Consider the following 13438-nt stretch of genomic DNA (forward strand, 5'->3'; position numbering starts at 1 on the left):
TCAGATCATTCCGCCAGCCTCTTCAATTAAGGAAAGCGCCTGATCAAAAACCTCTGAATCAAGCACAACCGTCAGCAAAATATCCCGGCCTGTCGGCCCTCCCTCTCCGCCATGGCTCATCCCGCTGGCACTCGAATCCGCAGCCGCCAAAATACCGGCAGAATGACTATCCAGCGTGGAATTAAGCGTCATGGTTGCCAGACTGGGGATATCCCCCGTCAACGGATTATTTCCGGAATATCGGGCGCCTCCCGGATATTTGCTGAACCGGTCTATCGACATATCAATAACTCGGAGGGATTGCAGCTTACGGGAGACTGCCTCCGCAGCTTCAGGACTTTTAAAATAAGCCAGTATATTTTTTTCAGACATCTATACCCCTGCCTTCCTGGAATGCGAAACGCCAATGTGTACAATTCTATTTTGCATTTAGGGGGAGAAATTTATGCGTATCCTGCCAAAAGTGGCATTGTCTCAAAGCCCGCCCTTATTCCCTACAAAAAAACTAGGATTTAGAGGACATTTCCATATTTTTTCCTTAATATGGTACAAAAGTAGTATATAACATCCACCCGCTTAACTGTAAAATAAACTTAATTTTATACATCCTGCTGTCTTACTTTACAGTAAAGAAACAAACTGCCAAAAGGAGATGATAAATCACTAGAATTTAGGTTTTACACAAATGATGGAGTATTTCCCTGCATAATTTATATGTTATATTCTCTAACGCAAACCAAGCCTTGTATATTTTCCCTCGAGATTTATCGGGGTTTTTCTAATTATTTATTTCCATTATAAGGATACCCGTGTCATATTTCACATCATCAAAAAATGTTCCGTCTCAAAACTTCATAAATTTTATGTGGATTTTACATTTTACCGGTGGTAAAATCTTCTTAATATTTTTCCTACTAATCTAGACGGAAATAAAAGGGATCAATAGAAAAGGAGAATCCGCATTGACTGTCTGAAGCAGGAGAGATGTGAGCCAGAATTAACAACATAACTTGGAGGGGATTACATTTGGAGTGGACAAAACTACCTCGTAAGCTGTCTGTAATAGCCTTATCACTGGGCGTGACAGCCGGTATGATTCCGGGTGCGGCTTTCGCCGCCAGCAGCTTGCAGACGTCATCATTAAACGATCATCTAACATCTTTGATTCAATCAAATCCGACTATTATTTCTCCACAGATCAACACCAAATCCTCAAATAATGTCCGGGTCATTGTTCAATTAAGCGGCCAGCCTGCAGCTGTCGGCAAATATGCGGCCAAGCAAGGAATCTCAGCTTTAGCCAAAACAGCTACCGAAGCTGAGGTAAAGAGCCAACAGTCCAGTGTGCTTGACCAGGCTAAAGCCAAAGGCATTGGCCTTACCGTCAACTACAAGTATGACACTATATTGAACGGCTTTGAAGTTACCGTTCCGGCGAACAAGATTCCGGAGCTGGCAAAGATTTCCGGCGTTACTTCCATTTACCCGAACAGCACCTGGTACACTCTTCCTGATCAGACAGTAACCGACACTACTTACAAAAACGACAATGCTCCACTCGAGCAGATTCGTGCCACTTGGGCTGCGGATCACGGAATTAATGGTGCAGGCTTAAAAGTCGGCGTCATCGATACAGGTGTAGACTATAAGCACCCGGACATTGCAGATGCTTACAAAGGCGGCTATGACTCCTTCTATCAGGATGCTGATCCTTATGAAGAAGTTCCGCTGACTCCTGATAAAGATCCATATGGCGTAGGCTATGGCGGAACGTACCACGGCACCCATGTAGCCGGCACCATCATTGGACAATATGCCGCTAAAGGGGATGTTGCCCAGAAAGGTGTAGCCCCAGGCGCAGAGCTTTATGTGTACAAGGTACTGGGACGCAATCTGGATAAACCAAGCACATCCTCCGGCTCATCCGCTCAAGTTATTGACGGTATTGAACATGCAGTAAAGGATGGCATGGATGTTATCAACCTGTCATTGGGTTCCGATTCCGAAAAAGATGTGAACTCCCCTGATTCGATTGCGATTAATAACGCCGTATTATCTGGCGTCGTAGCAGTCATCGCGAACGGTAATAATGGAGAGGCCGGATATTTTTCACTCGGTTCCCCGGCCACATCCCAGCTGGCAATCTCTGTAGGTTCCGTAACTAGTCCGATCGATGCTTACTCCGGCCAGTTCAAGGCGGAAATCGCAAACTCTGTTACTTCAGTTACTTATGAGACCTATTATCCGTTCCACATGATGGCTTTCGAGTTGGCAAAAACTGACTTTGCAAGCATTATTGGCACTAAACCCGTTCGTGTTGTATACGCTGACCTCGGGGCTGATGAAGATTATCCAAAAGAAGATATCAGCGGTTCCATCGTTTTGATATCCCGTGGCGACTTGGCCTTTACAGACAAAATTGCGAATGCAAAGGCACATGGAGCCAAAGCGCTTGTAATTTTCAACGGTAATGCTAAGAAGGTAGATGGTAAAAGTGAAGCGATTCTTGACGAAAGCTACAAAGATCGTTCCGGCTTTATCGGCGTAAACTTAGGCAATGGTTACCAGAATATTCCTACGTTCGATATTGAAGGCCTAAAAGGCCGTCAGCTGGCCAGAGCGATTATTGCAAATGGAAATAACCCTACTTATTTCACTTTTGGTTCAGATTATAACCATGAAATGACAACAGGCGATACCATGAGTACCTTCTCCTCCTTGGGTCCAAATGTCGATGGCAACCTGAGCATCAAACCAGACATCGTAGCTCCTGGTGACGGAGTGCTGTCTACATGGCCAGCTTATGGTGGAGATTATTCCAAAGCCTACAACCGAATCAGCGGTACCAGCATGGCTACTCCGCATGTCGCGGGTCTGTCACTGCTGATCAAGCAGGCGCATCCGGAATATACACCATTAGATATTCGTGCCGCTCTGGCAAACACTGCAGATCCGATCCTCCACAATGGAGATCCTGAAGACCTGTACCTTCAAGGTCCTGGACGGGCCAATGTTGAAAATGCGATTCTGACTCCGGCATTGCTCGAAGCCGTAGAACCTATCTCAATTCTTGACAAGAACTATCTATCTCAAAGAATCACCAACTACAATCCTTCAACAAGTTTTGGAGTACTGGTGCCAGGCTCCACAGCCAGCAAAGCGCTGCAGTTGAAGAACGTCAGCAAAAGCAACGTTGCATACGCTGCTTCCGTTGAATGGAACTATGGTGATCCGAATAAGGTTTCTGCTACATTGGACAAATCCACTGTAACAGCATCCGCATACGGTACAACCGGATTTAATTTGAATGTTGCCGTTTCAGCTGATGCTGATCCGAAACTGGATTACCAAGGTGAAGTTGTTCTGACAGCTCCAGGACAACCGACCCTGCATCTTCCATTTACTGTCCATGTCAATGATAAGGCTGAACAGCCTGATTGGGGCACAGGCGTACAGGAAGCGGTGATCAGCTCGCCAATCGTGTACACCAGTTCACCCGCTGTTCTTTCGTACAAACTGAAAGCTAAAGACATCAACTATTATGAAGTCAATCTGGTGGGTATGGACGATGCCAAGAAAGGCTCTTTCCAGGTATCCACTACGGGCGCACCGGATAAATTCTTTGCACCTGGCAGCTACACCACGGTTATCGGGGCCACTTATCAGCCCTATGACAGCAACGGTGATCCAATCGTTGATGCCAGCGGCAAACCTGCAGTAGCAACGATTACCGATGGGATCTATAAGCTTGAGATTCTGGCTATCACTGCAGAAGACAACACTAAAGGACCGATTAAGATTGATTTGAACAATGACACATATTACAGCACCTATACCTCTTTCCGGTTTATTACAGGCTCTGCTCCGTCAACTGGCGGCGGTGGCGGCGGTGGTGGCGGTGGTATAGTTGCACCGACAACACCAGTGATTCCGGCAACAGCTAAAACCCTTGTGGAAGAAGGGGCAACACAGGTAACTGTAACCCCTGTAACTGCATCGAAGGATGGCGTAACCACGGTAACCCTTAACGACAGTGATCTGAAGACAGCTCTGGATAAAGCCGCTGCCTCCAAGACTGCCGTTGTGATCTCCGTAGGCACCATCTCTGACAAATCTGCAGTGCTAAGCTTGACTGCTGATCAAGTGAAGCTGCTGGCTGGCATCCATTCGGGCAGCTCAATCATTGTTAGTATTGGCGGTTCCGCTGTATCCTTGCCGGTATCCTTGCTCTCAGCTTCTCCTGCTGGCCAAAGCTTGAAGCTTGACATTAAGCAACAGCCTGACGCTGCAAGCAAACTGACTGCAAGTACCCCTGGTTCGACGGTAATCGGAACCCCTATTTCCTTTGAAGCTTCCTGGACTACAGCAACAAGCAGCACTTACTTGAACGTTCCAAATAATGTTTTCATCAAGAGATCCTTTACAGTACCTGGTGCAATCCAGCCAAAAACTGCAGGCGTACTCTTTGAAGAGAATGGATCGGTAACTCCTGTTGCTTCTGTATTCGCGCCTCAGACGGATGGAACGACAATCGTTACAGTTAGCCGCCCTGGCTTCTCGGTGTACGCCGCAGTAAGCAAACCGGCTGCTGCCTTCAAGGATATCGCTGCTTCCAAATCGGCTGCTGCGATTCAGACCTTGGCCGACAAGCTGATTATCCAAGGCACTTCGGCAACAACTTTCTCGCCGCTGAGCAATCTGACACGCGCTGAGTTCACCGCACTGTTGACCCGTGCACTCGGTTTGCGCACCGATGCCAGCGTTACCTTCTCCGATGTGAAATCATCTGACTGGTATGCTAAAGATGTTGCCGCTGCTTCCAAAGCAGGCCTGATTCTGGGCATTGGCAAAGGCAAATTTGCTCCTACCCAAAAGGTAACCCGTCAAGAGCTTGCTGTTATTCTCGACAGAGCGCTTAAGCTGACAGGAACCGAATTGAAGTCCGCAAATCCTTCGTTCACTGCATACACCGACAGTGCCAAAGTAGCACCTTACGCGAAGGACAGCCTGCAATCCCTGTCCAAAGCCGGCATCATCGGCAGTGAAACTGGAACGACCTTCAATCCTACTGCTCCAGCAACCCGTGAGACAGCTGCTGCTGCTCTCTACGAGCTCCTTAGCAAGATTGGTTTGATCGAGTAGTGCAGATGGAGAATACCAAGCTACTGTAACAAAAAGATCGTGTATGGCTCAGCCATACACGATCTTTTTTTGCATTCATCCAGAAATAAATAGATCTACTTTACCCGGCAAAAGACGTCTGTGCGTCCTCTATGAGAACGGGCAGACGTCTATGTGTAAATCGATATTTTATCGCTGTAACTTCAGAGCCTTCAACAATCAGTCGCCGCGGAATGCACGCTTCACACGGTCAAAGAAGGATTGCTCCTGCTCATGTGTATTTTCTCCATTGTAAGAAGCAAACTGGCGCAGCAGGTCTTTCTGCTCGTCACTGAGCTTGCTAGGAGTCACGACGATCACACGTACATGCTGATCTCCTGTTCCTGAGCCGCGCAAATGTGGAACCCCTTTGCCTTTCAGCCGGAAGAAGGTTCCGGTCTGTGTGCCTGCCGGAATCTTGAGCTTCACTTTTTCCGTCAGTGTTGGAATTTCAATCTCGTCGCCAAGCGCTGCCTGTGCAAATGTTAATGGAACCTCACACATAATATCATCGTTCTCGCGTACGAAGAAATCATGCGTCTTCACACGGATAACAATGTACAAATCGCCTGCCGGACCGCCGCGTGTACCGCCTTCGCCTTCGCCCGTCATGCGCAGCTGTGCACCGTCATCAACGCCGCCCGGAATGCGGACATGAATCTTGCGCTGTTTCTTGACTTTGCCTTGGCCAGCGCATGTTGTACATTTTTCCTTAATGATCTTGCCTGTGCCTGAGCAATGAGAGCAAGGACGGCGGTTGCGCATTTGTCCAAGCGGTGTGTTCTGCACGAATTCCTGTTGGCCGCTGCCGTGGCATACGGAGCAGGTTTCCGGTTTGGTACCGGGTTTGGCACCGGAGCCGAAGCAGGTATCGCAGGTCTCCGTGCGTGGAATGGTGATGTCGGTTTCTTTGCCGAATACCGCTTCCTTGAACTCAATGGTCATGGTGTACTGCAAGTCACCGCCGCGCTGCGGAGCGTTCGGATCACGACGGCCACCGCCGCCGAAGAACATATCGAAAATATCGCCAAGCCCTCCGAAATCACCGCCACCGCCGCCAAAGCCGCCGCCCATTCCCTGACTGGGATCCATATGACCATACTGGTCATACCGTGCACGCTGCTGGCCGTCGCTAAGCACATCGTAGGCTTCCTTCACTTCCTTGAATTTAGCCTCCGCATCACTCGCTTTATTGACGTCCGGGTGGTACTGGCGCGCCAGCTTGCGGTACGCCTTCTTCACTTCATCGTCTGATGCATCTCTTCCGAGGCCCAGAACCTCATAATAATCGCGTTTATCTGCCACTGCTTTCACCTCCGTACATCAATACTCAAAATCCCTGTAACATGTTAAAAGGAAAGTCAAAACACGGGATGCCCCGGTCTTGACCTTCCCTTCGTTCAGAATAAACTTATCGTCTAAGGTTACCCTTGATTCTTCTCGTCGTCAACAACCTCGTAGTCAGCGTCTACAACATTGTCTTTCTTCGCGCCTTCAGGAGCTCCCTGGCCGCCTTCTGCGCCTTGTTCTGCCTGTGCAGCCTGTTCATACAGCTTCACGGACAATTGCTGTACGATCTCAGTCAGCGCTTCTGTAGCCGCGTTGATTTCTTCCAGGTTGTCAGTTTCTAGAGCAGCTTTCAGCTTATCCTTAGCAGCGTTCGCTTTGTCTACTTCAGCAGCGTCCACTTTGTCGCCCAGGTCTTTGATTACTTTATCTGTAGAATACACAAGTTGGTCGGCAGAGTTCTTCGCTTCTACCAATTCTTTGCGCTTGCGGTCTTCTTCAGCGTGCAGCTCGGCATCCTTCATCATTTGTTCAACTTCTGCGTCGCTCAGGCCGCTGGAAGAAGTGATGGTGATCTTCTGGCTCTTGTTGGTGCCCTTATCCGTTGCCGATACGTTTACGATACCGTTGGCGTCAATATCGAAGGTAACTTCGATTTGCGGTACGCCGCGTGGTGCCGGTGGAATCTCGTTCAGCATGAAGCGTCCCAGGGTCTTGTTGCCGTTCGCCATCTGACGTTCACCCTGCAGCACGTGAATTTCCACGCTTGGCTGGTTGTCGGCAAAGGTCGAGAAGACCTGCGATTTGCTTGTAGGGATCGTAGTATTGCGTTCGATCATCTTCGTGAACACGCCGCCCGCAGTTTCAATACCCAGGGACAGCGGAGTTACGTCAAGCAATACCACGTCTTTTACATCACCAGTCAATACACCCGCTTGAACGGCTGCACCAAGGGCTACCACTTCATCCGGGTTAACGCCTTTGTGAGGCTCTTTACCGGTAAGCTTCTTGATCGCATCTTGTACGGCAGGAATACGTGTGGAACCGCCTACGAGTACGATTCTGTTCAGATCAGCCGGAGTCATGCCTGCATCACTCAACGCTTGGCGGGTAGGTCCGAGTGTACGTTCAACCAGGCCTGCAGTCAGCTCGTCGAATTTTGCACGGGTCAGATTGATTTCAAGGTGCTGAGGCACGCCGTCAACAACCGTGATGAACGGAAGGGATACAGTAGTAGTCAGTACGCCTGACAGTTCTTTTTTCGCTTTTTCCGCGGCATCCTTCAGACGTTGTACTGCTGCTTTATCTTTGCTCAGGTCAATGCCCTGCTCTTTTTTGAATTCAGCTACGAGGAAATCCATAACCACTTGGTCAAAGTCGTCGCCGCCAAGACGGTTATCACCGCTTGTAGCTTTTACTTCGAAGAAGCCGTCGCCCAGTTCAAGAATGGATACGTCGAATGTACCGCCACCAAGGTCATAGACGAGAATGGTTTGGTCTTCGGATTTTTCCAGACCATAAGCAAGAGCCGCTGCTGTTGGTTCGTTCACGATACGCAGAACTTCCAGACCGGCAATTTTGCCTGCATCCTTAGTAGCTTGACGCTGGCTATCATTGAAATAGGCTGGAACCGTGATTACTGCTTGAGTAACGGTTTGGCCCAGATAAGCTTCAGCATCGGATTTCAGCTTTTGCAGAATCATGGCCGAGATCTCTTGTGCAGAGTAGTCTTTGCCGTCAATGCTTTCTTTGTGGTTCGTGCCCATGTGGCGTTTGATGGATGCGATGGTGCGGTCCGGGTTCGTAATGGCCTGGCGTTTGGCTGTTTCACCGACGATACGCTCGCCGTCTTTCTTGAAGCCTACAACCGATGGGGTTGTACGCGCACCTTCCGGATTCGGAATAACGACGGCTTCGCCGCCTTCCATAACGGCCACGCAAGAGTTGGTGGTTCCTAAGTCAATACCGATAACTTTACTCACAGTAATGTGCCTCCTCAAAATGATATGGAGCCTTAGCTCCAGTTGGATTTTCTATTAAGTAATGGATTGGAACTCATATACAACCGGCATATATAGACAGGACTACATGCTGACTTTGACCATGGCTGGACGAAGAACCTTATCCTTCAGGAGATAGCCCTTTTGGACCTCTTCCGTCACGATGCCTTCCTCGTGCTCCTCGCTCTCCACCTGCATGATGGCCTGATGGTATTCAGGGTTGAAAGGCTGTCCTACTGATTCCATGGCTGCAAGGCCTTCAGACTTCAATACCCCTTCCAGCTGCTGGAAAATCATATTCACACCTTTGTTAAAGGCCTCAAATTCCGGACTGGCCGGAGCTGTGGCAATTGCGCGTTCGAAGTTGTCGAGTACCGGAATCAGTTCACCTACCAGCTTGGCTGTGGCATACTGTGCCAGTTCCTCTTTTTCCTTCTGGGTACGGCGGCGGAAGTTGTCAAAATCGGCCTGCACACGCAGCGCACGTCCTTGATATTCTTCAGCCAGCTCCTGCAGGCGTCTCGCTGCTTCTCCAGTTCCCGAAGCCCCCTCGAAGGCCTCTTCCGAAGCTTCTGCACTATTCTCAGGGGCTGTTTCAGCCTCATCGGCTGCCTGATTCTCATGTATTACCTGATCCTTAATTTCATTAGTATCCTGAATCTTTTCCTCTTTCAAGTTGTCTTCACCTCCTTAAAATCATTCACGAAATCAATTAACGCTCTGTTCACTTATACCAGTGTGCCAGCATCGCTGTCAAATCCCGGGACAGAATCCCCAGTATGCCCATTACGCGCGCATATTCCATCCGGGTTGGACCGAGGATGCCAATGCTTCCAAGTGCCTTCCCGTCCAGCGAGTACGTGGCGGTAATCAGACTACAGTTGGCAAAAGCCTCATGCTTGTTCTCCATGCCGATTCGCACCTGCATTCCGGGCCCCCCGGATGCGGGAGCAAGCATTTTGAGGAGTGTAGGCGTTTCTTCCAGCAGGTCGAGTATATCCTTCACCTTGTCGACGTCCTTGAACTCCGGCTGGGTAAGCATATTGGTCGCTCCACTGAGATAGATGCGCTGTTCATGGTCACTTTCGAGTGCCGTGTCCAGCACCTTCATTAATTCCTCATAGTGGGAGATGTGGCGCTGCATTTCCTCCCCAAGCTCGGAATACAGCTGGCTCTTCAGCTTATAGAGCGGAACATTCACCAGCTTGCTGTTGAGCAGGTTAACCACTTTCTCCATCTCGGACAGAGAAATTCCCGGTGGAATACTTACGGTCTTATTCTCTACCTGGCCGGTACTTGTAACAATGATCGCCACAGCGGTGTTGTCATCCAGCGGCAGCAGCTGGAAATGGCGCAATGAAGTATGAAAAACCTCCGGCCCCAAGAGGATGGAAGTGTAATTCGTCATATTGGATAAAATCATTGCCGCATGCTGGATAACCTGCTCCGTGGCATTAAGCTTCTCGGCAAAAAATGCACGGATCGTGCCGAGTTCAGCCGATTCAGCGGAATTCCATGGTACCAGATGGTCCACATAATAGCGGTAGCCCTTATGGGAAGGAATTCGGCCTGCCGAAGTATGAGGCTGTTCCAGAAAACCCAAATCCTCCAAGTCGGCCATTTCGTTACGGATCGTTGCAGGACTGTAGCCTACATCTCCCCGTTTGGAAATGCTTCGCGAACCAACCGGCTCGGCAGAAGTAATGTAATCATCTACGATGGCATTCAAAATCATTCTCTGGCGTTCGGTTAACATGCAAATCCCCTCCTGTCGGCTGCGGCTCCCGATTCGTTAGCACTCTAGTTAGATGAGTGCTAACCACTAATACAAAAATACCAAACTGACCTTGGCATTGTCAAGTCAGTTCAGTATCTTGGCTTCGCCCATTTCAGTCCAGCCGGGCTTCCCGCGTGGTACGGCAGACCAGTTGCATTACCTTACGGTGCAGAAAAGGAAAAAGCGTAAACAAAATATCCATCGTCCGGCGCAGCGGCATCGGGTTCACCAGCGCTTCATTTTTCTCCAAGCCTTTACACGCAAGAGCGGCAAAATACTCCGGTGTCATAAGCTTTTGCTTTTTCACTTGGGTCAATACTTTCTTCTTATCCATATGTACCGCTTCACCGCTTTCAAAAATCGGCGTGTCGACAAATGCCGGACACAAGCAGCTTACCTTTACACCATATGCCTCTGCCTCATAATGCAGAGAAGTCGTCAGCCCCACCACCGCATGCTTCGTTGCGGAATAAGCCCCACTTCCAGGAGCAGGTCCCAGACCGGCTGCAGAAGCCGTATTGGCTATGTACCCGAAACCTTGCTTCATCATTAAAGGATAGGCTGCCTGCACCCCATGAATGACTCCCCACAGATTCACATCCACGATCCTTTGCCAGTTCTGCTGTGTCATATCCCCAATCTCCCCGTACATTGCAATTCCCGCATTGTTGAACATATAATCCAAACGCCCAAAATCCCGGTAAATACCATCTACCATTGCTTTTACCGCAGTTCCATCAGTGACATCCACCTGAATGAAGCGGCACTCCCCGCCCATCCGCTCAAGTTCAGCCGCCGTCCTAAGCCCTTCCTCTGCGTTCAGATCAGCGATAACAATGTACACCCCTCTTGTTAAAAGCTCCTTGCACAAGGCCTTGCCAATACCTGAAGCACCTCCGGTAACGATCCCTACCCGTGTAATCTTTACCATTTCTCATCTCTCCTTAACTAAGTATGTGAGTATCAATTTACCACATTGGAACAAAATAGTACGTTCGTTCTAATCTAACTAAGCAGAAGGCACTTACTGCCTTTTACCCTTTACTTCGAATCCCGTCCACAAAAACAGTTACACTGCGCTGAAAAAGTCCCTCTAACGCTATAGACTCCATCGTAAACAAATATTGACACAGCCCGCCGAGCAATGTTCCGAACAAGAAGCCCGTAGACGTAAGCTCCGCTTCAGTGAGGTCGAATTCTCCGTTCTCCAACCCCAGCTTGAATATTTCATAATAAGCATGCATAGGCGTTGAAGCGAGCCCTCTCAGTTGTGCTACTGTTTCCGGTGAAGTCGCCGGGTTGCTGCCTAATTCCTGTCCAGCCTGCAAAAGCGGCGTTTTAAAGTTGTTCTGAACGAAATGAGCCATCGCGTAGAGCTTCTCTACAGCCGTACCATAATTTACGGAAACCGCCTCCCACCGTTCTTTCCAGGAACGCATCGTTTCCAGAGCGAGATAGACAAAGAGCTTCTCTTTATTTTCAAAATGATAATAAATATGCCCTTTGCTGCAGCCGGACTCTCTGGAAATATCAGCGATTGAAGTTCCGGAAAAACCTTTTTGCGCAAAGAGCCGCGCCGCTTTGTCTGCAATGAGTGACCGGGTCTCGTTACTGTCATAATGCCTTTTATTCATAATACTACCATCCTTGATGAAATTGAACGAACGTCCTAATTAAAAGGATAAGCCAGAGTTACATTTTATTCAAGATAAATCCATATTTCAGTATGCATTCCGCAACCAATTCCCCACTCCTTCGTCTGTTATTTATGGGGGTGTGAAATGAAGTCACCAAAACGATGGTTACTCGCTGCATTTAGCATGATGATGGCCGCTCTTATACTGTCAGGCTGCATGCCGGTTGGGATGCCGGAGAAAATGGGGCCGTACAAATGTTATTACGGTGATGTAGACTATGCTTCTGTCCTCCGATGGAATGACATTACCTACATGGATAATAACGACGGAGACATCAGCGGGTTGAAAACAGGAGACCGTATCGGTAAAATCAACTACCGCAAAGCCGATCATCAGTGTCCGCGCAATCCCATGCAGAATGGAGACGCCACAGTGCTGGAAGTGGGAACACCACTCTACGCAGTAAAAGGGTATAAAACCTCGGCCCGGTTAATGGCAGGTGAAAGGCTGTATGAGGCTACCGATAACCCCTCTGCCCAAACGATGAACGACCTGCTTGATATTGAAGGCAAAATCAAGACCGTCCGTTTTACCAGCGGCATGGACGGGAGTCCTCTGAAAGATTTCACACCTGAGGCTAGCGCCGTATTTATCCGGGAGTATCCGAAGCTCAAATACATCCCGTTTGACCAGTTGTCGAAAGAGACCAAACAATGGGTAGGGGATAAATACTGGCTTGAAATTGAAATGACCGACGGCTCCAGCAGAAGAATTACTTATAACACGATGTTCGAAGCCTTCCATCCTTCCTGTTATGCTACACCTGAACTTGCAAGACTGGTGGAAGAGCAGCGTAAGCTGATATATGTGAAATAACCCATCGGCTATACGCATAAGCTTCTCATCTTGTTGCCGCCAAACTCTTCTTTCGCCTCATTCATTCGATGGTTATCAAAAGCATCAAAAAAACCACTCTTCCGCAAACGGCTTCGGCCTGCAGAAAAGTGGTTTTGTATTATATAAGGTAAACCCGAAGGCTAATGCCTCTCGGTTATTAATCCAGCTTCTTCAGCACGGCGATTTCATCGCAGGCATGCTGCTTCTTGCAGTTCACGCAATCGGTCCAGACCTTCTCCGGGAAAATCTCCTTCTCTACAACGGTAAAGCCGTTTCTGAGAAAAAAGTCCACTGCATAAGTCAGCGCCATAATCTTGGGAATCTTCTGACGTTTTGCTTCTTCCGTCAGCTTCTCCAGGATCATCGAGCCCACGCCTTTGCCTTTACCCTCATCACGCAATCCGATCGAACGGACCTCTACGAGATCAGCGCCCAGTCTGAACAGCGATCCGCAGCCGATGAATTTGCCGTCTAATTCGGCAATCACGAACTGGTTAATCTGGCGGGTCAGTGCTTGCCTGGAACGGGGAAGCATAATTCCGCTCTGAGCGTATTCTTCTATCATTAAATACAGCGGCTCTACATCCTCCACCGTAGCATTTCTGCATATCACCTTGTGGTCTCCCGCAGGAGCCGACTGGCGGACCTTCTCCGTTTTGACAAGCACTTTGACTCACCCC

The 13438-nt window shown here is 48.9% G+C and carries 10 protein-coding genes; 2 read left to right on the top strand and 8 right to left on the bottom strand.

What is annotated here, in order from left to right; translation table 11 throughout:
* Nucleotides 1–372, bottom strand: a complete 372-nt coding sequence (locus tag ACTJKB_RS27675; protein WP_379161092.1) for a hypothetical protein — start codon at nt 370–372, stop codon at nt 1–3.
* Between the two features lie 654 nt (nt 373–1026).
* On the opposite strand from ACTJKB_RS27675, the gene ACTJKB_RS27680 reads away from it, so the two are divergent.
* Nucleotides 1027–5142, top strand: coding sequence for a S8 family serine peptidase (locus ACTJKB_RS27680; RefSeq protein ID WP_440837543.1), 4116 nt, complete (start codon nt 1027–1029; stop codon nt 5140–5142).
* 198 nt (nt 5143–5340) lie between these two features.
* On the opposite strand, the gene dnaJ is transcribed toward ACTJKB_RS27680, so the two are convergent.
* From dnaJ to ACTJKB_RS27710, 6 genes are all read right to left on the bottom strand, one after another.
* Nucleotides 5341–6465, bottom strand: a complete 1125-nt coding sequence (gene dnaJ, locus ACTJKB_RS27685; protein ID WP_440837544.1) for a molecular chaperone DnaJ — start codon at nt 6463–6465, stop codon at nt 5341–5343.
* A gap of 119 nt (nt 6466–6584) precedes the next feature.
* The gene (dnaK, locus tag ACTJKB_RS27690; protein ID WP_440837545.1) at nt 6585–8429 is read right to left on the bottom strand and encodes a molecular chaperone DnaK; all 1845 of its coding nucleotides are present in this window, start codon (nt 8427–8429) and stop codon (nt 6585–6587) included.
* Nucleotides 8430–8531: 102 nt separating this feature from the next.
* A complete protein-coding gene (grpE, locus tag ACTJKB_RS27695; protein ID WP_440837546.1) occupies nt 8532–9122 on the bottom strand; it encodes a nucleotide exchange factor GrpE in 591 nt (196 codons plus the stop codon).
* Between the two features lie 49 nt (nt 9123–9171).
* A complete protein-coding gene (gene hrcA, locus ACTJKB_RS27700) occupies nt 9172–10203 on the bottom strand; it encodes a heat-inducible transcriptional repressor HrcA (protein ID WP_440837547.1) in 1032 nt (343 codons plus the stop codon).
* 133 nt (nt 10204–10336) lie between these two features.
* Nucleotides 10337–11155 (bottom strand): SDR family NAD(P)-dependent oxidoreductase, encoded by an 819-nt coding sequence (locus ACTJKB_RS27705; protein WP_440837548.1) that lies wholly within the window; start codon nt 11153–11155, stop codon nt 10337–10339.
* 103 nt (nt 11156–11258) lie between these two features.
* Nucleotides 11259–11858 carry a TetR family transcriptional regulator C-terminal domain-containing protein gene (locus tag ACTJKB_RS27710; protein WP_440837549.1) on the bottom strand — a complete coding sequence of 200 codons (600 nt, stop codon included), beginning with the start codon at nt 11856–11858 and terminating at the stop codon, nt 11259–11261.
* 147 nt (nt 11859–12005) lie between these two features.
* On the opposite strand from ACTJKB_RS27710, the gene ACTJKB_RS27715 reads away from it, so the two are divergent.
* Nucleotides 12006–12737, top strand: a complete 732-nt coding sequence (locus ACTJKB_RS27715) for a hypothetical protein (RefSeq protein ID WP_440837550.1) — start codon at nt 12006–12008, stop codon at nt 12735–12737.
* Nucleotides 12738–12915: 178 nt separating this feature from the next.
* On the opposite strand, the gene ACTJKB_RS27720 is transcribed toward ACTJKB_RS27715, so the two are convergent.
* Entirely contained in the window at nt 12916–13425 is a 510-nt protein-coding gene (locus ACTJKB_RS27720; protein ID WP_440837551.1) for an N-acetyltransferase, read from the bottom strand.
* Nucleotides 13426–13438 lie beyond the last annotated feature (13 nt).

The organism is Paenibacillus sp. 22594, assembly GCF_052044425.1.
Lineage (GTDB): Bacteria > Bacillota > Bacilli > Paenibacillales > Paenibacillaceae > Paenibacillus_AQ.